This window comes from Aminipila terrae (assembly GCF_010120715.1).
GTDB classification, from domain to species: domain Bacteria; phylum Bacillota; class Clostridia; order Peptostreptococcales; family Anaerovoracaceae; genus Aminipila; species Aminipila terrae.
In genome coordinates this window covers 2899281-2921190 of sequence record NZ_CP047591.1, presented here as the reverse complement: position 1 = coordinate 2921190, position 21910 = coordinate 2899281, and the positions used below count along the sequence as shown (strand labels likewise).

Annotated in this window: 23 protein-coding genes; 2 read left to right on the top strand and 21 right to left on the bottom strand. The window is 37.1% G+C overall.

All coding sequences use genetic code 11. From position 1 onward, the window contains the following. Position 1 precedes the first annotated feature (1 nt). The 6 genes from Ami3637_RS14040 to spoVAC form a co-directional block, all read right to left on the bottom strand. Positions 2–877, bottom strand: coding sequence for a tetratricopeptide repeat protein (locus tag Ami3637_RS14040; protein WP_162363105.1), 876 nt, complete (start codon positions 875–877; stop codon positions 2–4). Positions 878–891: 14 nt separating this feature from the next. Next, positions 892–1386, bottom strand: coding sequence for a DUF4125 family protein (locus tag Ami3637_RS14035; protein ID WP_162363776.1), 495 nt, complete (start codon positions 1384–1386; stop codon positions 892–894). Then, on the bottom strand, positions 1386–1523 hold the full coding sequence (locus tag Ami3637_RS14030; protein ID WP_162363104.1) for a hypothetical protein: 138 nt from the start codon (positions 1521–1523) through the stop codon (positions 1386–1388). Before Ami3637_RS14030 ends, Ami3637_RS14035 begins: the two co-directional genes overlap by 1 nt. Positions 1524–1794: 271 nt before the next feature. After that, positions 1795–2052, bottom strand: coding sequence for a SpoVA/SpoVAEb family sporulation membrane protein (locus tag Ami3637_RS14025; protein ID WP_330586659.1), 258 nt, complete (start codon positions 2050–2052; stop codon positions 1795–1797). A 14-nt stretch (positions 2053–2066) separates the two neighbouring features. Beyond that, positions 2067–3164 (bottom strand): stage V sporulation protein AD, encoded by a 1098-nt coding sequence (locus Ami3637_RS14020; protein WP_162363103.1) that lies wholly within the window; start codon positions 3162–3164, stop codon positions 2067–2069. A 13-nt stretch (positions 3165–3177) separates the two neighbouring features. Beyond that, complete coding sequence (gene spoVAC, locus Ami3637_RS14015) at positions 3178–3645, bottom strand: stage V sporulation protein AC (RefSeq protein ID WP_162363102.1); 468 nt, start codon at positions 3643–3645, stop codon at positions 3178–3180. A 151-nt stretch (positions 3646–3796) separates the two neighbouring features. Here spoVAC and Ami3637_RS14010 point away from each other — a divergent pair, with 151 nt between their 5' ends. Further along, on the top strand, positions 3797–4381 hold the full coding sequence (locus Ami3637_RS14010; RefSeq protein WP_162363101.1) for a Maf family protein: 585 nt from the start codon (positions 3797–3799) through the stop codon (positions 4379–4381). A 68-nt stretch (positions 4382–4449) separates the two neighbouring features. Here Ami3637_RS14010 and Ami3637_RS14005 read toward each other — a convergent pair whose 3' ends face one another. From Ami3637_RS14005 to rny, 11 genes are all read right to left on the bottom strand, one after another. After that, positions 4450–4668, bottom strand: coding sequence for an ATP-binding protein (locus tag Ami3637_RS14005; protein ID WP_162363100.1), 219 nt, complete (start codon positions 4666–4668; stop codon positions 4450–4452). A gap of 133 nt (positions 4669–4801) precedes the next feature. Next, entirely contained in the window at positions 4802–6082 is a 1281-nt protein-coding gene (locus Ami3637_RS14000; RefSeq protein WP_162363099.1) for an electron transfer flavoprotein subunit alpha/FixB family protein, read from the bottom strand. Between the two features lie 19 nt (positions 6083–6101). Further along, a complete protein-coding gene (locus Ami3637_RS13995) occupies positions 6102–6896 on the bottom strand; it encodes an electron transfer flavoprotein subunit beta/FixA family protein (RefSeq protein ID WP_162363098.1) in 795 nt (264 codons plus the stop codon). A 20-nt stretch (positions 6897–6916) separates the two neighbouring features. Then, on the bottom strand, positions 6917–8062 hold the full coding sequence (locus tag Ami3637_RS13990; RefSeq protein ID WP_162363097.1) for an acyl-CoA dehydrogenase: 1146 nt from the start codon (positions 8060–8062) through the stop codon (positions 6917–6919). A gap of 288 nt (positions 8063–8350) precedes the next feature. Then, entirely contained in the window at positions 8351–9094 is a 744-nt protein-coding gene (locus tag Ami3637_RS13985) for a sigma-70 family RNA polymerase sigma factor (protein ID WP_162363096.1), read from the bottom strand. Further along, positions 9084–9521, bottom strand: coding sequence for an anti-sigma F factor (spoIIAB, locus tag Ami3637_RS13980; protein WP_162363095.1), 438 nt, complete (start codon positions 9519–9521; stop codon positions 9084–9086). The genes Ami3637_RS13985 and spoIIAB overlap by 11 nt, the downstream gene beginning before the upstream one ends. Further along, positions 9511–9894, bottom strand: coding sequence for an anti-sigma F factor antagonist (gene spoIIAA / locus Ami3637_RS13975; RefSeq protein ID WP_162363094.1), 384 nt, complete (start codon positions 9892–9894; stop codon positions 9511–9513). The genes spoIIAB and spoIIAA overlap by 11 nt, the downstream gene beginning before the upstream one ends. Before the next feature lie 109 nt (positions 9895–10003). Further along, positions 10004–11194, bottom strand: coding sequence for a tRNA uracil 4-sulfurtransferase ThiI (gene thiI / locus Ami3637_RS13970; protein WP_162363775.1), 1191 nt, complete (start codon positions 11192–11194; stop codon positions 10004–10006). 40 nt (positions 11195–11234) lie between these two features. Next, positions 11235–12422 (bottom strand): cysteine desulfurase family protein, encoded by a 1188-nt coding sequence (locus Ami3637_RS13965; protein ID WP_162363093.1) that lies wholly within the window; start codon positions 12420–12422, stop codon positions 11235–11237. A gap of 151 nt (positions 12423–12573) precedes the next feature. Continuing rightward, positions 12574–13953 carry an MATE family efflux transporter gene (locus tag Ami3637_RS13960; RefSeq protein ID WP_162363092.1) on the bottom strand — a complete coding sequence of 460 codons (1380 nt, stop codon included), beginning with the start codon at positions 13951–13953 and terminating at the stop codon, positions 12574–12576. A gap of 80 nt (positions 13954–14033) precedes the next feature. Next, positions 14034–15578: a ribonuclease Y gene (gene rny, locus Ami3637_RS13955; RefSeq protein ID WP_162363774.1), complete on the bottom strand. Its 1545-nt coding sequence runs from the start codon at positions 15576–15578 to the stop codon at positions 14034–14036. A gap of 253 nt (positions 15579–15831) precedes the next feature. Here rny and rodA point away from each other — a divergent pair, with 253 nt between their 5' ends. Beyond that, positions 15832–16938: a rod shape-determining protein RodA gene (gene rodA, locus Ami3637_RS13950; protein ID WP_162363091.1), complete on the top strand. Its 1107-nt coding sequence runs from the start codon at positions 15832–15834 to the stop codon at positions 16936–16938. A 107-nt stretch (positions 16939–17045) separates the two neighbouring features. Here rodA and minD read toward each other — a convergent pair whose 3' ends face one another. From minD to mreC, 4 genes are read right to left on the bottom strand one after another with little or no spacing between them, the layout of a single operon-like run. Further along, positions 17046–17777 (bottom strand): septum site-determining protein MinD, encoded by a 732-nt coding sequence (gene minD, locus Ami3637_RS13945; protein WP_162363090.1) that lies wholly within the window; start codon positions 17775–17777, stop codon positions 17046–17048. A gap of 18 nt (positions 17778–17795) precedes the next feature. Next, positions 17796–20588 (bottom strand): penicillin-binding transpeptidase domain-containing protein, encoded by a 2793-nt coding sequence (locus Ami3637_RS13940; protein WP_162363089.1) that lies wholly within the window; start codon positions 20586–20588, stop codon positions 17796–17798. Beyond that, positions 20573–21082: a rod shape-determining protein MreD gene (gene mreD / locus Ami3637_RS13935; protein ID WP_162363088.1), complete on the bottom strand. Its 510-nt coding sequence runs from the start codon at positions 21080–21082 to the stop codon at positions 20573–20575. Before mreD ends, Ami3637_RS13940 begins: the two co-directional genes overlap by 16 nt. After that, positions 21079–21897 (bottom strand): rod shape-determining protein MreC, encoded by an 819-nt coding sequence (mreC, locus tag Ami3637_RS13930; RefSeq protein ID WP_162363087.1) that lies wholly within the window; start codon positions 21895–21897, stop codon positions 21079–21081. Before mreC ends, mreD begins: the two co-directional genes overlap by 4 nt. Positions 21898–21910 lie beyond the last annotated feature (13 nt).

The window sequence follows — 21910 nt, the reverse complement described above, 5'->3', positions numbered from 1 at the left end:
CTCATATTTTATTTATCCTTTCTTCCACCTGTGCTGCAAGCAGGTTATATTCATCTTTTTTGGACGGATTACCTATGGCCTCATATATTTGTGCTATATTCCTGCAAGTTGAAGCATACGATATATTTTCTCCGTAATTAACCCGTATCATTTCCAGGGCCTTCTCAAAATAATCAATTGACAGAACATAATTGCCGGTATAATAATATAACTCACCCATAGCACTTAAGGTTGCTGCATAATGGGGATCTAACTTTCCCTGCTGCTTTTTAAATATCTGCTCTGCGGTAAACAGGTTGCGCTCAGCTTCCTGATATCGCTTCTGCTTTAAATATATACAGGCTAGTGAGGTGCACGTAGTAGCCATCTCCACAGGAAAATCAGGCAGGGTTTCTATAATTCTTAAAGACTTTTCTGCATTAAGCTCTGCTTTATCCAATTCATTTAACTCATCGTAAACATGGCTTATATTATTATATAATGCTGCCAGCCTGTAATCATTGCTTAATCCACATTTTTCAAAGATTCCTGCCGCCTGCTCGTATAACCTCAGGGCCTCATGATTGTTTTTAGAAGCTGCATATACACTGGCCAGGTTTAGCAGAGTAGTTCCATGTTGCTCCGTATTTTCCAAATTTAACAGCTTAACCGCTTGAACAGCAATGGAATACGCATTTTTACCTTCTTCAAACCTGCTTGTTACTCTGTATATTCCACCTAATTCATTAGAAATAGCAAGGATTGCAGGGATATTACCTTCCTTCTGGGCCTTTTCCATCCACCTTAATACAAGTTGCTCAGCTTCTTTAATGTTCCCTGTTTTAAAAATCAAATCCAGTTCCTGAAAAAACAAATTTAAATCCATATCATCATCCAATCCATTAATCAAATCTACAACTTATTTTCTGCATCTTCTATGGATGCATATCCATACATTTTTACCATTTCCTCCTGCACCTTTAAAGCAAGGTTTTTTCCTGCAGCTCTGTTTTCTCTGACATAATCTAAATAAAGCCTAAGAGTATTTTTTGAATAAGTTTTTAATTCACCCTTTGCATAAGTTTCAACTGACGTAAATCCTGTGATGTCACCTCTGGCTTCAATGGGTCTTCCAGAATTAGCCAATTTAGGATATTTAGCGGCGATTTCTTTTTCACAGTCCACCATATACCATGCTATTTCTTCTACCATATTCATGGTTTCTAAGTCTATAACAGGCAAATGGGGCTCAAGCTCACTTTTATAATATTGGGGATTTGTAAATTCCATCATAAACGCATATTTTTCCATAACTAGGTTTCTGCCCTGTTTTATGGCCTCTTCTATGTCTTGTCCATAGCTTTTTATCATGAAATCATTCCATGCGCTATATTGGCTGAAGCGCATTATATGAAAGGTTTTAAAGTCATTCTGACAGGATGCCCTTCCCCTATGTTATTAACTTTCTGAAACATTTCCCATTCATCTTTTATGATACTTTCTACTGCTTTTAATCTTTCTTCCTCATTTTTAAATCCAAACATTGTATCCCTCAATTCATTCTTTTTATTTAGTTATATATTACCACCATATGTTGACTTTGTAACTATATTAATTTTAGAGAGCAGCCAGATTTTATCTCAATAAAAAGCTGCCCCAAAATAAATAAATCAGCATTTAAGTCAGATTATTTATTATGAAGCAGTCTTTTGTACAAAATCTATCTAATCGATTTGGGATTAAATATTACCGCTATAATATATCCAAACACTATTGCTACAGTAACTCCAGCTGCAGTGTCTTTCACAGCCCCGGTCAAAGCGCCCAGGAACCCGTCTTTCGCTCCATCCATGGCCCCTTGGCCAGGGCATATCCGAATCCTGGTAGTGGTACCGTAGCACCATTCCCAGCTAAATCAACTAGCGGCTGATATAAATTCAGTGCCTGCAGTACTGCACCAGTAACAACAAAAATGACTAATATTCTGGGAGCCGTCAATTTAGTTGTATCCAGTAAAATCTGACCTACAACACATATAATGCCGCCAATACAAAAACAATAAAAGTATTCCATACTTTATCTCCTTTCTAGCAGGTCTCAATGCACACAGCATGGGCAATACCTGGTATCGATTCTCCCTGTCCAGGGCTGATTGTAGAAAGCAAAGCTCCTGTAGAAATCAAAAGTACCCTTTTAAGTTCGCCTTTCTTCATTCTTTTGTATATATACCCTGTAAATACACTTGCTGAACACCCACATCCGCTTCCACCTGCATGGGTATCCTGTTCTTTTTCATAAATCATGGCTCCACAATCATCATAACAGTTTACCAGATCTTTAACTGGTATGCCGGCATCTGCTAACAAATCCATGGCTATCTGTTTTCCTATATGTCCCAAATCACCACTTAAAATCATATCATAATCTGAAAACTTTCTGCCAGTATCCTCCAAATGATTAAGCACAGTATCTACAAAGGCAGGTGCCATGGCTGCACCCATCTGATTTACATCTTTAAGCCCTGTGTCTATGATTTTACCAAAAGTTCCATGAGTAATACATACTGTTTTTTCTGTGATTGGATTAGCCGTACTGTTGTCTACTATCAATGTTTTTGGTTCATTCGCCGTCTGATTATCATTAGCAGCAAGTAAAATTGCTCCTGCTGCGGTAGCTGTCCACTGTGCGGAAGGTGGCCTCTGGTTCCCGTGTTCAAGAGGCATCCGGAATTGTCTTTCTGCAGTACAATAATGGCTGGATGCCCCTGCAATTATGTTATTACCATACTCTCCATCAATTAAGACACTACCTACTAATAAGCTTTCCGCCATAGTAGAACAAGCACCATAAAGTCCTATAAAGGGTATTTGCATATCACGGGCCATAAAAGCAGATGACATTAATTGATTTAACAAATCTCCAGTAAGTATTGCCTCAATCTCAGATTCTGCTTTTCCCCCACGAGTTATAGCCATTTTCACGGCTTCTTTCAGCATCTTACTTTCTGATTTTTCCCAAGTCTTCTCTCCGAAGGTATCCTCCTCCAAAACCGTGTCAAACCATTTTCCAAGGGGGCCCTGTCCTTCTTTAACGCCAACTATAGCTCCGCCACTTGCAATAATAGGCTTATTGGGAAAAACCAGAGTCTGTTTTCCTAACTTATTTTTTGCTTTATTCCCTGTCATTAATTTTATCTCCTTAAAAAAATCTACCAATTAACCAATATATTAATCCAATAAGGGTAGCTGTGCTTATTCCACTTACAAGAACTGGTCCCGCCAGACTGAAAAGTTTTGCACCTACGCCCAAAACCAGACCTTCTTTTTTATATTCAATGGCAGGTGCAACCATAGAGTTTGCAAACCCTGTAATTGGTACAATTACTCCAGCCCCAGCAAATTTTGCAATTGTATCAAATACTCCTATTCCTGTTAAAAGCTGCGCCGTACATACCAGGATAATTGTAACAAAACTTCCTGCCGCCACTTTACTCATACCACTTCCTAAAAAAGAGTTATTTAAAAAAAGTGCTATGAGACAGACTGCTCCTCCTGAGAAAAAAGCTCTGACACAATTCCCAAAGTATTTTGGTTTAGGTGTGAATTGATCTGCATATTTTTCATAAGCTTTTGCTACTTTCTTCTTTTGTTCATCTTTGTTCTCCATGTATTTTTCCTCCACAATCCTTACTATCTGTTATAGTATTTCCCATATTTTTTAATTTACACATAGATGAACCTTTCACATTTTATGGTATAATAATAATTATAATTAATGCATTTTTGCTGTAATATACCTTTTAAGGAGAATTTAAATAATGAACAAAAAAAATATAATCTTAGCATCTTCATCACAAAGACGCATCGATATCATGCATCAACATGGTATCAATCCTGCCATATTCCCTGCAGATGTTGATGAAACCATTCCTGAAGGAGCAGGAATGGAAGATGCTGTTATGTATCTTGCACTTAAAAAAGCTTTATTTGTTGAGCAAATGGTTTTAAAAGAAAATCATGAACATCCCGTTATTATTGCCGCAGATACTGTGGTTTATAAAGATAAAATCATCGGGAAACCAAAGGACAGGCAAGACGCCTATGATACTTTGTGGTCTTTAAGAGCAAAAGAGCATTTTGTTGCTACAGGCGTATGTATCTTACAGGCAGAAACCAGTATTCGACACTGCTTTTACGAAATTACAAAAGTTTTTTTTAAAGACTTTACAGATCAGGAATTAAATGCCTATCTGGATACATCGGAACCTTATGATAAGGCAGGTTCTTATGCTATACAGGGAAAGTTCGGTCAATATGTGGATCACATTGAGGGTGATTTAAATAATGTAATAGGATTTCCCTGGGATAGAATCGAATTAGAATTTAATCATATTTTTAAATAAAAAAAGCCCCTATCAGGCTCATTTGACTTATAAAAAGGCTGACCAAACAGCCTTTTTATTTTTTATGTTTATTTTGTCTCATAGGAGATGGCTTCTGCCGGACAGACTTCCACGCACACTTTACATCCTGTACACTTTTCCCTATCTACAATATAGTATTCTTTTCCTCTGAAAATAGCATCAAATTTACAGTTCCTTTTGCATCCTCCACATCCTATACATTTTTTTCCATCTATGTTTGCAATGTGCTTGTTTTTGGCTTTTCCTTCTGTCTCTTTTATATCCATATTTTTTCCTCCTACTATTTATTATTTTATATTATATACCCTTCCAGAATAATGACAATCGACTTTTTACACAAAAAAAATCCGACAGAGAACTGTCGGATTTTTTATTTAAATATGGTATAAATCTGAAAATTTATTTTGTTGATGCATCATAAAGAGCTTCAGCATTATCCCATTCAGCTATGATTTCAGGAATTACCTTATAAAGGTCTCCACAAATTGCATAGTCTGCCATTTCCATCATAGGAGCATCTGCATCTTTGTTGATAGCAACAATGATGTCTGAAGTCTGCATACCAGCTAAATGCTGAATAGCTCCAGAAATACCGCAAGCAAAGTAAATCTTAGGCTTTACAGTAGTACCAGTCTGTCCAACCTGATGTGAATGATCAATCCATCCAGCGTCAACGGCAGCTCTTGAAGAACCAACAACACCGCCAACTTTATCAGCAAACTTTTTAATAAGTTCGAAACCGGAAGCGTCACCAAGACCTCTACCACCTGAACAGATAATATCAGCATCTGTTAATGATACCATTTCTTTAGCAGATTTAACAATTTCTACAATCTGAACATGAATATCATCTTTAGCAATTTCAGGCTTGAATACAGTTAATACACCCTTTGCACCAGCAACCTTATCTCTCTTCTGCATTACACCAGGTCTTACAGTTGACATCTGAGGTCTTGTTCTTGGGCAAATGATTGTAGCCATCAGGTTACCACCGAAAGCAGGACGAGTCTGCTTGATTCCTGTGGATGTATCATTAGGGTCTAATGTGGATGTATCTAATGTAGTGTTCTTGTTAGCGTAATCAATATAGCTTGATACTTTAACATCAAGTCTAGTACAGTCAGCAGTAAGACCTGTGTTGCATCTAGCTGCAATTCTTGGAGCCAGGTCTCTACCAATGTGAGTAGCACCATAAAGAACGATTTCTGGCTTATACACTTCAATAGCGTCTGTAATAGCCTTTGTATAAGCATCTGTTGTATACTGCTTTAGAAGTGGGTGTTCGATAAGAACAACTTCGTCAGCACCATAAGCATAGCATTCGTCAGCCAAGTGACCCACTCCGTCACCAACTAAAACAGCACATACTTTAGTATCTTCGCTGATTTCCTTAGCAAGTCTGTAACCTTCGCCAATTAGTTCAAGAGCAACGTTCATTAACTTGCCTTCTCTTTGTTCAGCAAATACCCAGATATGCTTGTAAGCACTTAAATCAACGACTTCATCACCGCCTGTATTTTCAATAGCATCGAATGGGCATTTTGAAATACAAGCTTTACAAGCTGTACACTTTTCATTAATTACAGCCAGCTTTCCGTCCATGTCAATAGCATCAAACGGACATGCTTTGATACAAAGCTTGCAGCCTTTACATTTATCATTAATTACTCGAATAGCCATTATATAATTCCTCCTCCTTTTAGATTACATGCTTGCCTTTTAGATTTACTAAAAGCTTCTTTGCAATATCATTATTTGTGTCACCTTCAAGTGTAACACCCTTGCCCTTTGGAGCAGGAGTAAATGATCGGAATACGTTTGTAGGAGAAGCTTCAAGACCAACTGTAGTTAAGTCTACTTCGATATCCTTTGCATTCCAAACCTTCATTTCCTTTTGTCCAAAGATACCCTTCATTGACATGTATCTAGGCTTGTTAAGTTCTTTAATTGTTGTAAGCATGCAAGGAGTCTGAAGCTTAATTAGTTCATAACCATCTTCCATCTGTCTTTTAACAGTGATATCCTTCATGTTCTTGTCCATATTGAATTCTTCTACATAAGTTACCTGAGGAATTCCTAACTTTTCAGCAAGCTGAGGTCCAACCTGAGCTGTATCTCCATCGATAGCCTGACGTCCAGCGAACATAAGGTCAAAATGTCCAATTTTCTTGATTGCTGCTTCAAGCGTATTTGAAGTAGCCCAAGTATCAGAACCGCCAACAGCTCTGTCTGAAATCAGAATACCTTCATCAGCTCCCTTAGCTAAACATTCAAATAAAAGATCATTAGCCTGTGGAGGTCCCATAGTGATAACGGTAATATGTGTATCAGGATATTGATCCTTAATTTTTAAAGCCTCTTCTAAAGCGTTAGCATCGTCATGATTTAAAATGCTAGGTACGCCGTCTCTGATAAGAGTTCCTGTCTTAGGGTTAATCTTAATAACGTTTGTATCAGGAACCTGTTTTGCGCATACGATAATCTTAAATGCCATTTCTATTTCCTCCCTCTTCTTTATTTACCAAATACTGATGCAGCGATTACAATCTTCTGAACTTCTGATGTTCCTTCATAGATCTCAGTAATCTTAGCGTCTCTCATCATTCTTTCAACTGGGTAATCCTTCGTGTAACCATAACCACCGTGTAACTGAACAGCCTTAGTTGTTACGTACATAGCAGTTTCTGCAGCAAATAACTTAGCCATAGCAGACTTAGGTCCGTAAGCAAGATGTTTGTCCTTCATGTCTGCTGCCTGGTAAATCAGAAGTCTGGAAGCTTCAATACGAGTCTTCATATCAGCAATTTCAAACTGAAGAGCTTCCATCTGAGATAATTTTTTACCAAACTGTTTTCTAGCCTTCATGTATTCAACAGTAACATCAAAAGCTCCCTGTGCAATACCTAAAGCCTGTGAAGCGATACCGATACGGCCGCCATCAAGAGTGGACATAGCAACCTTAAATCCGTCACCAATACCACCTAACATTCTGTCAGCAGGAATTCTGCAATTCTGCATAATAAGTTCTGTAGTTGAAGATGCGCAGATACCCATCTTATCTTCAGTCTTACCAATTGAGAAACCTTCATCGTCTTTTTCTACGATAAATGCAGAAATACCGCCTCTGGTTCCCTTTGATTTATCAGTCATAGCCATTACTACAAATGTTTCAGCATATCCACCGTTTGTAATAAATACTTTAGCTCCATTTAGAATATAATGGTCGCCGTCTTTTACAGCTCTTGTCTGCTGGCCAGCAGCATCTGTACCTGCATTTGGTTCAGTTAAACCGAAAGCACCTAACTTCTTTCCTGATAACAGGTCAGGTAAATACTTTTTCTTCTGTTCTTCTGTACCCCATGCAAAGATAGGCCAACAACAAAGTGAAGTATGAGCGGAACAGATAACACCTGTTGATGCGCATACTCTTGATAATTCTTCTACTGTAATAGCATATGAGATGTGGTCTCCACCCGCTCCACCGTATTCAGTAGGGAACGGAATACCAAGCAGACCATACTTTGCCATTTTTTCAACAGTTTCAACCGGGAATCTGTGCTCCTGATCAATTTCAGCAGCTAACGGTTCAACTTCATTAACAGCAAACTCTCTTACCATTTTTCTTACAAATTCTTGTTCTTTCGTTAGTTGAAAGTTCATGTAAATGCCTCCTTAAATTATAATAATGGCGCACTTTAATATGAAAAAGTGACCTTTCGTTCGCTTATGTACTCTAGTTCTATACGTTTTTTTCATAAGCTAATGTTAGTTAAATATATAACAGCATATACTATATATTTAACACCACTTCGTCTATATTTGCAAGCACTTTTTAGCACTTTTCATGGCTTTTATACAAATTCATATATTTTTGTATAATAATTTAAAAATTCTGACAAATCACCATAAAAATAACAGGGTAAATCTTGTTTACCCTGCTAAATATATCTATTTTTCACAAACTAACCGTATATTTTCCAGAACCCTTTTTTCTATGCGAGAAACCTGTACTTGTGATATTCCTAATAAGTTCGCAATTTGCTGTTGTGTCATATCCCGGAAATATCTCAGAACTATAATTTTCCTCTCCTTATCTTCAAGTTTTCCTATGATATTTTTTAAACAAATTACATCTACAATATTCTCTTCCGCCGATTCATAATTATCACTGCTCTCCGAGCTATATTGCCGGACACTTTCTGGATCATCTATACTTTGCAGATTGCATAAAGCATCATCTGCTTCCATTATCTCTAAGACTCTTTCCACTGGCATATCCATTTCTTCCGCAAGCTCACTCAATTTAGGTGAACTGCCAATTTTATAATAAAGTTCATCTCTGGCCTGCTTGAGTCTTTTTATATCCATCTTCATCTGTCTGCTTATTTTTATTCTCCCATCGTCCCGGATATATCTTTTTATCTCTCCCAGAATCATTGGTACAGCGTATGTAGAAAACATCACATCATACGTTGAATCAAAACGTTCTATAGATTTAAGCAGACCCATATACCCTATCTGGATTAAATCTTCCAGCTCATATCCCGCCCCTGCATATTTTAAAGCCAGGCTTTTTACCAGACCGGTATTTTGTGAAACCAAAAGTTCCCTGGCAGTTTCATCACCTGATTTTGCTTTTTCTATCAGGGCGTATGTATCTTCTTTTTTTATTGCAGTATAACTATAACTCATACCCTGCATCCAACTTCTTTATCATCAGAACTCTGGTTCCTTCCCCCAGATTTGATGTTACTTCGACATGGTCCGTAAAGCTTTCCATCACAGTGAACCCCATCCCTGCTCGCTCCTCAGGGCTTCCTGTGGTAAATAGTGGCTCTCTTGCCTTTTCTATATCTTCTATGCCAACCCCGGTATCTTCAACAGAAATAGTGATTTTCCTCTCTTCATCATAACTGCATTCCAATGTAACGATACCTGTAGGCTGGTTTTTATATCCGTGTATAATTGCATTGCTAACTGCCTCTGATACACTGGTCTTTATTTCTGCAATTTCTTCAATCGTTGGATCAAGCTCAGAAAAGAACCCTGCTACAGCAGTTCTTGCAAAGCTTTCATTTACAGACAGGCTTAAAAATTCTATCTTTATCTTATTTACCATTGCCTGACACCTCCATCTGCTCATCAATTAATTGAAACTTTTCCAGTGCTTCCCCGAGTTCCTCGTAACACCCTATAATAGTAAAAATTCCGGCCATTTCAAGTATAAGTTTTACATATTTAGAGCATCCGATTATGAGGATTTCTCCTCCCTTTTCTTTTACTTTGTTATATCTTCCCATCACAACCCCTATACCAGAGCTGTCCATAAATTCAACTTTTGAAAAATCCAGAATAAGATTCTTACTTCTAAATGCCTCAATAGTTCTATCAATTTCCTCTCTGGCCTGCGTTGCCTGGTGATGATCCAGGTCGCCTACAATACTTACTATTAAAACGTCATCCTTCATTTGAAAATCCAAATATGTCTGCATTACAAAACCCCCTCACACTCTGCAAGCATTTCCAACAATTTCATTATATTACTTGTGAAATGACTTGTCCTTAAGAGAATAAGGGGGTTTGATTCTATTTTTGTCGAAACTAATCTTGTGGGAATATATTGACGGTTTCTTTTGATGCTACTGCTGTTTCAATCAGGTTTTCTACATCCAGACGACTTTCTGATTCTAATATTTTCTCCAGCTTCGGTTTCGTAGTTGGATGCTTGGGAAGGAATACAGTGCAGCAATCTTCGTATGGCTGTATAGAAGTCTCAAATGTACCTATTTCCTGTGCTTTGTCCATGATGTCAACTTTATCCATAGCAATAAGAGGTCTCATCACAGGCATTTTTACAGACGCATCCGTTACCACAAGAGATTCTGCTGTCTGACTTGCAACCTGTCCTAAGTTTTCACCTGTTATAAGCATTGTACAGCCCTTTTCTTCTGCAACCCTCTCCGCTATCCTCATCATGAAACGCCTTACCAGGATAGTTGTTTCTTCTTCTGGACAATGTTGTACGATTTGTTCCTGAATAGGAAGCAGATTAATCACATGCATCTTAAATCTTCCGCAATAGGATGCAACAATGCCTGCCAGCTGTTCTACCTTTTCCTGGGCCCTTTCGCTGGTATAAGGATATGAATGGAAATGCACTGCTTCAATAAGCATCCCCCTCTTAGCCATCATCCAGGCTGCTACTGGTGAATCAATACCTCCTGACAACAGGACCATGCCTTTACCATTTGTTCCAAGTGGAAGCCCTCCAAATCCAGAAATCTTTTGTTCATAAATATAAGACTTTTCTCTTCTTACATCAATAAACAATAAACAATCCGGGTGATGTACATCCACTTTCAGTACCTTACATCCAATCAGAATCTTTGCTCCTATGACTCTTCCAATCTCTGGTGATGTAATCGGGAAAGTCTTATCTGCGCGCTTTGCTTCAACTTTAAAGGTCTGAACTCCCTTTTCTTTAATCAGTTCAAGCATTACCTGTACTGCAGCTTCACCTATTTTATCCATATCTGATTCAATTTCAACTGCAGGGCTGATAGAAGCTACCCCAAAGACTTTGGATATCTGTTTGATAACTTCATCTTTAGGAATCGACTTATCCGCTCTGACAAAAATCAGACCTTCGTGCCTTTTTACTTCAATCCCGTCATATTTTTTTAACATCTTTTTAATTCTTTCAACGAGCATCCTCTCAAAATATGGCTTATTCATACCTTTTAAAGCTACTTCACCACATCTTACTATAAAGATATTTCTGTCATCAGTCATTAATCCTGTTCCTTTCTGCACTGTTAATTTTTTAATCTTACTATCTGAAACTACCCAGCCTTCTAAATCTGGCGACGGCATCTTTTAAATGTCCCAATACATAATCCATTTCCTCAATGGTATTAAATTCACTGAAACTGAACCGGATGGCACCTTCAATTTCTTTGTCTTTCAGTCCCATTGCCTTAAGTACATGGCTCTGACCTTTCTTATTGGAAGAACATGCAGAACCAGTAGACACATATATTTCTTCCTGCTCAAGTGTATGAAGAAGTACTTCACCTCTTGTTCCCAAAAAGGATATATTTAAAACGGAAGGACAGCACATTCCGCTATCCCAGACAAAACTGTCTTTTTCCACACTGTTTATTTTGATATCTTTAATTTCTGCTTTAATGCCTTCCATCAAATAATTCCTTGCAGCAGACATATTTTTAATCCGGCATTCCAGATTATCATCTGTTAATTTAGCTGCCTGTCCAAATCCTGCAATAGCCGGAACATTTTCTGTCCCAGATCTCATGTGTTTTTCCTGGCCCCCACCAATTAAATAAGGTTCTATCATAAGTCCTTTTCTGACATATAACGCCCCTATTCCTTTGGGTCCGTGTATTTTATGACCACTAACAGAAATCATATCTATACCATTTATCATATGGGATAGTTTTCCAAAAGACTGTACCCCGTCCATGTGAAACAGGATGTCTGTACCATGTTCTTTATTATACTTATCTTTAATCTGAACCATTTCCTTTACCGGCTCAATGGTACCCACTTCATTGTTCACACCCATTACCGAAATCAATATAGTATCTTCTGTCATGGCCTCCTGTAATGCTTCAGGATTCACTGAACCATTTTCATCTACATCAAGGTACTCTACTGTAAAACCCAGATTCTCTAATTTGCTGGCTGTTTCTAAAACTGCCGGATGCTCTATTGTAGATGTAATAATTTTTTTACCACGCCTTTTTCTTGCAGAGGCTGCTCCGAGCAACGCTGTATTATCTGCCTCCGTACCTCCAGATGTAAAAATAATTTCATCATCACGGACACCAATTGCTTCCGCTACGTTCTTTCTGGCATTTTTTACAGCTTTCTCTGCCGTTAACCCAAGTTTATGCAGGGAAGATGGATTTCCAAAATCCTCTTTCATATATACCACCATTTTATCTGTTACAGCATCATACTGTTTAGTGGTTGCACTGTTGTCCAAATATACAAACATCTTACATAATCCTCTCAAATCAAATGTACCTGTCAAATAGTTAACTGAAAATTTCCGACAGCTAAAGCCGCTGAAATTTCTGTATAAAGCCTGGTCCACATTATTGATGTGGGCAGGTCTTTATAATTCTGCATCATATTAGTATATCATATCAGGTAACTATATTCATCCATTTTTTACTGTAATACCTTCTATAGCAGATTATTGTCTTTACTATATCACTTATAGATACAAAAATAACTACAAAGTAAATTGGTAAATGAAGAACAAGCACACTGAAAAATGCTATGGAAAGCTGTATCATCACATTGCAGGATAAGTCTATAACAAGACTATATAAAGTATCTCCTCCAGCTCTTAAAATACCACATATCAGAACATAGGCAAGCATCTTAGGAGTTATTGTAAATGCCCATGCAGTCAATACCAGTATGAGTAAATGAGTTGTTTCGCTGTTAAAATGATAAACATCCGCTATAGGTCTGCTGATAGCAATTAAAAATAAGGTTACTATAATGTTCAGTCCCCAGGTTATTTTCATAGCCATACCACCATAATTAAAGGCCGCTTCAGTATTTTTCTGCCCAAGGGATTCTCCTATAATAACAGCTGTAGCGTTGCCCAGTCCGAAATAAACCGCCTGGGATAAGTCTGCAACTACCTCTGCTATCTGTATAACTGCTAATGCAGTAGCCCCCAACATGCCATAAGCTACGAAGGTCAATGAAGTCACAGCTGCCCATCCTCCCTCAGTAAAAATAACCGGTACTGCTGTTTTCATCACCTGTTTAAACATTGTTTTATCAAAGGATAAAAACTCTTTAATAGGACCATGGAATGGATGTTCCTTATTTATATAGATATAAACCATAATACTGGTAAGCTCTACTATTCTTGCTATAACAGTGGCTAAAGCAGAACCCCTTACTCCCATGGCTGGCATACCCCATTTCCCATAAATCAGGCAGTAATTTAAAAGGGTATTGATAAGGATAGCTGTGCCATTTATTATGGTTGCAGCCTTTAGTCTTTGCACTGCTCTGGAATTATATACCATAGCAAAAGTTATGCTGGTTAAAATATAAGAAAAACAAACTGTTCTCAGAAATTTAGCACCTAGAGCAATCACTTCTCTGTCTCTTGAGAATATCCATATCAATTGAGGTGCAAATAACAGAGCGATAATAAAAGTGGCAGTAGCTAATGAAACGCCAACTGTAAGATCTATTCCTATAACTTTTTTTATATTGGTGGTATTTCTTATCCCCCAGTATTGAGCTACATATACTGCTGCGCCACTATATAAACCAAAACAAATCATACTGAAAATAAAAAAAATCTGTGTAGCGGAACCTACCGCGGCCAATTCTTTCTCCCCCAGCCTGCCAATCATCAGAATATCTACCAGATTCAGACCGATACTGATAACATTCTGTATTACTACTGGCACTGCCACTAACCACATCTTCTTATAAAAAGACTTTTTATGATTTAAATTTTGTGCTTTATCTGCGTTTAATAAATTTTCCAAACTATCACCTTTTTGTATTTAATCATCAAAAGACCCCGCAGTCAATTCTGCAGGGTCTAAGTTAAAGTTCTTTTCAATAATTATTTTGCATAATCAATCGCTCTTGTCTCTCGGACTACATTAACTTTAATCTGTCCAGGATATTCAAGTTCACTTTCGATTTTCTTGGATATCTCACGAGCCAAAAATACGATTTCTTCATCTTTTATCTCATCTGGTTTTGCCACAATCCTGATTTCACGCCCTGCCTGAATAGCATAAGCTTTATCAACTCCAGGAGTAGTTGTTGCAATTTCTTCAAGCTTCTGAAGCCTTTTTATATATGATTCCAATGTTTCTCTTCTTGCACCAGGTCTTGCTGCAGAAAGTGCATCAGCTGCTGCAATAAGTACAGCTTCCAGACTTTTTGGTTCATAGTCTCCATGATGAGCTGCCATTCCATTTACAACTGCTTCTGATTCTTTGTACTTTCTAAGAACATCGATACCAATGTCTACATGGGTACCTTCAATTTCATGGTCAAGAGCTTTGCCAATGTCATGCAACAGACCTGCTCTCTTTGCAAGCTTAGAATCCATTCCAAGTTCACTTGCCATTAACCCTGCCAGATGGGCAACCTCAATGGAGTGGTTTAAAACATTTTGTCCATAAGAAGTTCTATACTTTAATCTACCTAATAATTTTATAAGTTCTGGATGGAAATTATGAATACCGATTTCAAAGGTTGCCTGTTCTCCTGCTTCTTTTATAATAGCATTAACTTCTTTTTCAGCCTTTTCAACCATTTCCTCAATTCTGGCTGGATGTATCCTGCCATCTACAATCAATTTTTCTAATGCGATTCTCGCAACTTCTCTCTTAACTGGATCAAAACCTGATAAAATAACGGCTTCCGGTGTATCATCAATAATTAGGTCAATTCCCGTTAAAGTCTCAATTGCTCTGATATTTCTACCTTCTCTGCCGATAATTCTTCCCTTCATTTCGTCATTTGGCAGTGCAACTACAGAGACTGTACTCTCTGCTACGTGATCGGCAGCACATCTCTGAATGGCTCCCGTGATAATTTCTTTGGCTTTTTTATCTGCTTCTTCTTTTGCCTTTGACTCAATGTCTTTAATCATCATGGATGCTTCAACTCGAATATCCTTTTCTACGTTAGCAAGTAATATTTCTTTTGCATCATCAGCAGTATATCCTGAAATCCTTTCCAGTTCCTGCATTTGTTTTTCAATAAACCCATCCAGTTCTGTCTGTTTTTCAATTAATGATTGCTCTTTTTGTGTAATGCCTTCTTCTTTCTTCTCCAGATTATCTATCTTTCTATCTAGAGTTTCCTCTTTTTGAATTAATCTTTTTTCTGATCTCTGGATTTCTGCTCTTCTTTCACGAACCTCACGCTCAATTTCATTTCTCATTTTGTGAGCTTCTTCTTTGGCTTCTATAGTGATTTCCTTCTTGATTGTCTCTGATTTATTTTCAGCATCAAGAATCAGATTTCTTGCTTTCTGTTCGGCACTTCCAATGGCTTTCTCTCCAACAGTTTTTCTGACTATATATCCAACCAATAACCCTAGGGCTAAGGCAATAAACCCAACTAATACAGTAATCAGTATCTCTGTAATATAAAACACCTCCTCTTATCATATCTATCATTTCACACATAACTTCAACTTGTCCCCATTCTGCATATTTTACACAAAATCAGGGTAAAAACATAATCCGAATAAATTACCCGGATCTACAAAAAATTATGCTGTGGCAATGCCAACAGCGAAATAAATCTTTGCATTACTATTAATTAATTATTGATATAATTACACAATACTATTATAATGTTTAATGCAACTCAATGTCAAGATTAATGAAAGGCAAACTATGAAGTATTTTTGGAATTTATTTAAGAACATAGACAAAACTTTACTACTTTTACCCTTGTGTTTTGGTGCCATCAGCATGGTTATGGTCAGCAGCACAGCATCCCAGGGGCATTTTGTATTTGATAAATATGTAACGATACAGCTTTTAGCCTATTTCCTAGGTTTTATTGCAGTCGGATTTATCCTTCTCATTGATTATAAAGTCTTTGAGAACTGGGAACAACCGCTCTATATTTTTTCGTTATTTTTTTTGCTGACGGTATATGTCCCTGGTTTAGGTGTTGAACAGTATGGATCCCGTGCCTGGATTGACTTAAAAGTCATGTATTTACAGCCTTCAGAATTTGTAAAGATTACCTTCGTTATACTTTTAGCACTGTATTTTTGCCGGAACCATGATTCCTTATGGAGTTATAAAGGAGTTATAATGTCAGCTCTTTATGCTTCACCTTTTATCGTTATCGTTTTAAAAGAGGACTTGGGTGGTGCTATTGTTCTTTGCTTTATCTGGCTGGCCATGGTATTTTATGCAGGGATTGATTACCGAATACTGGGCAAATTTGCATGCATTTTCGCCATTTCCCTTCCTCTTGTCTACAGGTTTATGGCCTCCCATCAAAAGGAAAGAATTGATGCATTTTTACACCCTACCAATCTTGCTCTTGGAGGAAATTATCAGGTATGGCAGTCTAAAGTTGCTATTGGTTCTGGGGGATTCTGGGGGAAAGGCCTCTTTCAGGGTACACAAAAAGAACTTAAGTTTTTACCGGTACAAAAATCGGACTTTATCTTTTCAGTAATAGTAGAAGAACTGGGCATGATTGGAGGCGCTGTTATTGTTATACTCTACACTCTGTTCTTATACCGAATTGCAAAAATTGCCTATAATGCAAAAGATAATTTCGGAGCACTTATTGCCGTTGGATTTATTGGAATGTTTGGTTTTCAGGTCTTTGAAAATATGGCTATGACCATGGGCATTATGCCTGTTACAGGTATTACGCTTCCGTTTATAAGCTATGGCGGTTCATCAGTATTAGCCAATATGATAGCCTTAGGTTTAATTCTGAATGTAGGAATCAGAAGTAAAATCATTAACTTCTAAAAGATTGAACAGATAAATAACAGTTTCATGAATGAAAAAACAGGGTAAAACAGCCCTGTTTTTTATTATATAAAAACAGCCATGCGATTTAACGCATGGCTGTTTAGTTAGCATTGTTCTAAGTGAATAATTCTTTCTACTATGTTATTAAAATTTTCTTCTATGTAGGTTCCTTTTTTCAATACTACTGGTATACCGTTATTGGCAGCAATATGAATATTATCATCATATTGAATAATTCCGGCCATAGGTGGCTTCAGTATATCATTTATTTCACTGATATTAGGCACAACCCCCAAACTCATTAAATCTGCTTTTACTTTATTTACAATATACATTCTTTCCTTAATTCCCAGTTCCAGCAACATCCTGTCCAGAGTATCTGCATCCCTTACAGCCACATGCTCAGGAGCAGTAATAATCACACCTATATCTGCTCCTGCAGCAGCTAGCTTCAAGCCATCACCTATACCCGCAGGTGAATCAATGAGAATATAATCAAATCTTTCTTTTAGCTTTTCACAAAGTATTTTCATATGTAAAGGGGTTAAATCCCCCTTATCCTTATGGTGAGCCGCTGAAATGAGATATAATTCCTCAAATCTGCGGTCTCTTATCAGTGCCTGTTTAATCCGGCATAACCCAGTTAAGGCATCGGCTATATCATAGACAACTTTATTTTCAAGGCCCAGGCACAAGTCAAGATTACGTAGTCCCATATCCATATCGATCAGAACTACTTTATATCCTTTTTGTGCTAATGCAGCACCAGCATTTGTAGTAAAAACAGTTTTTCCTACACCGCCTTTTCCTGATGCTATCAAAATAACTTTGCCCATATCCTATTGCCTCCTAGTTTATTGTATTGTTGTATTTAAGTTAAAATCCTCGTAAGTCTTATCTAATTGCAAATATTTGCCTATAACTTCACGAGCCACAGGACCAGCATATCCTGCAGTACCTCCCTGAACAATCATAACAGCTACGGCAATTTTCGGATGATCCGCAGGTGCCATTGCCAGAACCCAGGCAAAGTTATCATAATTACTCTTATATGCATCTATCTTTTCATAATTAACACTGCCATTGCTTAAATTTATCACAGCCTGCCTTATGGCTCCATCTTTAGTTCTGTAAGTATCAGGTTCTTCTTTCATCAAGCGATTCATTTCTGCTTCTACCTGATCAAATGAAAGTCTGGAATTAATCTGCCTCAGATGCTGTTTTATATAAGCCACTTCATCAGGGGGATGCATTTTACCCGACCTCTCAGCTGTACCTGATTTACCAGCAACTTGAACAGGGAAATTTCCAAATACACCTTTCAGACTTCCCTTAGGTCCTGTAGCTACCATTTTCATTCCCGCAATTATCTCATTCAGATGTCTGTCATCACTTAATTTAACCTTGGTTCCAGGTTCTTTTTCAATCGGTTTCGTTCCCTCAATTGCTCGAATCAGACTTACCTTATTATGAACACCCTTATTTCCTATGGTTGCAAGATAATTAGCCATTTGAAGCGGTGTATAAGAATTTTCACCCTGACCGATTGCAATATTAAATTCATCTCCTAAAGTCCAATTTGCATAATTAAAGTAAGTATATTTACATAAATCCGCCAAAGAATCAATCATATTTTCCTTTACGCCCAGATTCATATTGGTCAATCTGTCAACAATCTGATTTTTAGTAGGATTTTCTTCTGTCCAGCCTACTATGGTGTCAATACTTCTTGACAGCTTGGTTTCATTTTTAACAACGTCCTTACGGAAAAATTTTTCAGATTTACTTTTTAAATCTAGCCTCAGGGTTGATTTCATTTGTTCCATCTTCTTCTCTGCAGTTGGAACCCCTACAACCCTCTCTGGAATTTCAATGCCAGTTGGCTTGCCAAGTCCATATTGTTCAGCATAAGATGTAATGATATCAATACTTATAGGTGTACGATAACCCAGACTTACACCCTTATAATAATCCTTCCCTGTAGCTACATCATAGAAATAGTAGTTGCAGGACACTTCCAGTGCTTCAGCTAAATTGATGTTTCCATGGGATCCACCATTCTTATGCCAGATCAGACAGGCGTATGGTCTGTTTCCTACCATTATGCGTCCACCATCGTGAAGTCTTCTGTTTGGATCCAATCCACTTTCCAGAGCTGCCGTAGCAGTTACCATTTTAAAGGTAGATCCCGGCTGAACAGGTGTCATGGTAGCCACATTATATAAAGGGGCAGGAGCCATGTAATCTCTGGGATTTTGGCTCTGAAGAGAATTCCATGCTTCTTTACTGATACCTGTTGCAAATAAATTTGGATCAAAATCAGGAGCACTGGCCATCGCAAGCACATCTCCGGTTTCAACCTCAATTGCTACTACGGCTCCCACATTAGCATTTTTAAACGCTTTAGAATAATGAAAATTTCCATACTGACTTTTAAATGTACCACCAACCTGAATTTGTTTCAGAGCCTGTTCCAAAGCATCCTCAGCTGTTTTTTGTAATTCTAAATCTATAGTCAGATAAACATCTTTACCTTTTTCTGGTTCTGTTTCACTAATGGTCCTTACCAGTTCTCCAACTGCATTTACCTGCACATTTTTTATACCATCTTTTCCTTTTAGTGTAGTCTCATAAGCACTTTCAATTCCCTCTTTACCAATCAAGTCATTGGAATTGTAACCTAACTTGTCTACATAATACTCTTTGTCACTTTCAGATATCTGTCCGAGATAACCGATGATATGTGCTGCAGTATTGGCATTTGGATAAAATCTCATGGTTTCTGAAACCACCTTTACCTGTGGCATTTCAGCACTTCTTTCTTCAATTTCAACAATTGTCTTATCAGATATGCCCTTAGCAATGTCTGCAGGCAGATACTTTCTGAATCCCATGGATTTAATCTCATTTCGTACCACCATGATTTTTCTTGCCTGTTCATTAGAAATCATAGGATCTATCTTAAAATATGTTCTTAATCTATAGAAAGCTTCTTTGGCCGAAAGATCTGTCTTCTTTTCTTTTTTTTCTGTCAGTGTCTCTTTATCCAGACTATATCTTCCCAGAAAACTTTGTTTATCCAGTTCCTTTAAAAACGCCATATTTTTTACGGATATTGGTGGATATATTTTATACACATTTTGAAGTTCTGACTGAGCTTCATATTTATCTAAAGATTCATCAATTTCGTATCTAATCTTCAATTCATCAAAAGCTTCCTGAGCTGTAAAATTAGTTGGCATTTCCTGCTCAGACAACCATTCCTTTACGTCATTATCATACGTATACGAGAATTTATTTCCCTGCATAATAATGGGAAGATTATCAAAATATTTTTCATTATTTTTTTCTAATATTTTAACGACTTCACTACATACTCTGTTTAATTCTTTATCCGTTGATTCTCCTGCATTAATCTGCAGGGTAAAGGCCTGTTTATTTCCAGCTATAACTCTTCCGTACCGGTCAAGAATCTCTCCTCTCGGAGCTTTTGTATAGATACTTTTCGTACTGATATTTGTAGCCTGCTCCTTCCATTCTTCATTCTGCATTACTGTCAGAATAAATAATCTGAGAAATAGTATTACCATCAGCACAATTATAACAAGAACAATCTGACCATATCTCGATTTTAGTACTTTTTCCATATTAGATACCTGTCATTTCTATATTTAATTACTTTTTTTATGAAAATTAAGTACAATAGGAATACAATTGCCGAATTGTAGAGGATATATATTGGCTGCAACTTTAGCCAATAAGTTAACGAATAAATACTGCCAAAGCCAGCATTTATTAAATAATATATAAAATTATATATCAGCGTTGACCCTACCGAAACAATTATAATTGAAGCTATATTTTCTTTATTGATAGTTTCTCTCATATTAATCACGATTAAACAAACTATCAGATAAGAAAAGGCTGCTACTCCTACATACTGTGCCATACATGAATCTGTAAGCAGGCCAAAAACTACTCCTAAAATAAGTCCGTTGAAATCTTCATATAAAAATGAAAAAACTACAACAAGGCATAAGATTAAATTTGGAGTAGCTCCGTTAATTGCAAATAAATTCAACACGGTCCCCTGCAATAAAAAAGCAACGAAAAAAATGATGACAGCAAATCTCATTTTCATATTATGACCGCCACCTTCTGTAAACTTTTAAAGGAAACACTTGGTTCAATCTTTACTGTTTTAAGCTGTGTATCGCTATTATATTCTACAGACCGTATTTTACCAATCTTAATTCCTGCAGGATATAACCCCATATTTGACGTAACCAAAACATCACCTTCAATTACACTTGCCTTATTGTCAAGCATAAATCCTGATAATGAGCCCTTACTGTCTCCTGATACTACACCGATTAAACTCATATCTCTAAGTACCATAAAGCTTACATTGTTTGATTCGTCAATAATGGAAACAACCTTAGACCAGCCCTTACCTGTTTCAGTTACTTTACCAACAAGACCGTCTCCGTTTACAACGATACAGTCTTTTTTAATACCGCTTTCAGTTCCCCTGTCAATGGTAAAAAGATTAAACCAGTTGGAACCGTCTAATGATATAATATTTGCTGACACCAGGTTGTGATTGTCATTAACACTCTCATAATTAAGTGCATTAGACAATTCCTTTAACTGTTTCAGCTCATTTTTCTTTAGTGTAAGTTTAATAACTTTTTGCTGTAAATCACTTACTTCTTTTCTTAGTTGTTCATTTTCATCTACTACCTGCCTGAACTTAAAAATTCCTCTTAAATTACTTTTAACGGAAGTACTCCCGCTAGATAAAGGTTTTTCAATAGATGTAGTCCCTGTCTGTAATAAATTTCCAATAAAACTATGGGCCCCGCCCATTTTATATGAAACTATCATTATAATGCTTAAAATAAGCACCACCGTTATTAAAAGACTAAATAATTTGTGTTCTCTAATAAACCTCATTTTAAATATTTCC

Bases quoted from the DNA above. Each gene is read 5' to 3' on its own strand.
- Ami3637_RS14010 (WP_162363101.1), top strand. From the start codon at position 3,797: ATGAACAAAAAAAATATAATCTTAGCATCTTCATCACAAAGACGCATC.
- spoIIAB (WP_162363095.1), bottom strand. From the start codon at position 9,521: ATGGTAAATAAGATAAAGATAGAATTTTTAAGCCTGTCTGTAAATGAA.
- mreC (WP_162363087.1), bottom strand. From the start codon at position 21,897: ATGAGGTTTATTAGAGAACACAAATTATTTAGTCTTTTAATAACGGTG.
- minD (WP_162363090.1), bottom strand. From the start codon at position 17,777: ATGGGCAAAGTTATTTTGATAGCATCAGGAAAAGGCGGTGTAGGAAAA.
- Ami3637_RS13990 (WP_162363097.1), bottom strand. From the start codon at position 8,062: ATGAACTTTCAACTAACGAAAGAACAAGAATTTGTAAGAAAAATGGTA.
- Ami3637_RS13995 (WP_162363098.1), bottom strand. From the start codon at position 6,896: ATGGCATTTAAGATTATCGTATGCGCAAAACAGGTTCCTGATACAAAC.
- Ami3637_RS14020 (WP_162363103.1), bottom strand. From the start codon at position 3,164: ATGACAGGGAATAAAGCAAAAAATAAGTTAGGAAAACAGACTCTGGTT.
- Ami3637_RS13940 (WP_162363089.1), bottom strand. From the start codon at position 20,588: ATGGAAAAAGTACTAAAATCGAGATATGGTCAGATTGTTCTTGTTATA.
- mreD (WP_162363088.1), bottom strand. From the start codon at position 21,082: ATGAAAATGAGATTTGCTGTCATCATTTTTTTCGTTGCTTTTTTATTG.
- Ami3637_RS14000 (WP_162363099.1), bottom strand. From the start codon at position 6,082: ATGGCTATTCGAGTAATTAATGATAAATGTAAAGGCTGCAAGCTTTGT.
- spoIIAA (WP_162363094.1), bottom strand. From the start codon at position 9,894: ATGCAGACATATTTGGATTTTCAAATGAAGGATGACGTTTTAATAGTA.
- Ami3637_RS14035 (WP_162363776.1), bottom strand. From the start codon at position 1,386: ATGCGCTTCAGCCAATATAGCGCATGGAATGATTTCATGATAAAAAGC.
- thiI (WP_162363775.1), bottom strand. From the start codon at position 11,194: ATGACTGATGACAGAAATATCTTTATAGTAAGATGTGGTGAAGTAGCT.
- spoVAC (WP_162363102.1), bottom strand. From the start codon at position 3,645: ATGGAGAACAAAGATGAACAAAAGAAGAAAGTAGCAAAAGCTTATGAA.
- Ami3637_RS14025 (WP_330586659.1), bottom strand. From the start codon at position 2,052: ATGGAATACTTTTATTGTTTTTGTATTGGCGGCATTATATGTGTTGTA.
- Ami3637_RS13985 (WP_162363096.1), bottom strand. From the start codon at position 9,094: ATGAGTTATAGTTATACTGCAATAAAAAAAGAAGATACATACGCCCTG.
- Ami3637_RS14030 (WP_162363104.1), bottom strand. From the start codon at position 1,523: ATGTTTGGATTTAAAAATGAGGAAGAAAGATTAAAAGCAGTAGAAAGT.
- rodA (WP_162363091.1), top strand. From the start codon at position 15,832: ATGAAGTATTTTTGGAATTTATTTAAGAACATAGACAAAACTTTACTA.
- Ami3637_RS13965 (WP_162363093.1), bottom strand. From the start codon at position 12,422: ATGTTTGTATATTTGGACAACAGTGCAACCACTAAACAGTATGATGCT.
- Ami3637_RS14005 (WP_162363100.1), bottom strand. From the start codon at position 4,668: ATGGATATAAAAGAGACAGAAGGAAAAGCCAAAAACAAGCACATTGCA.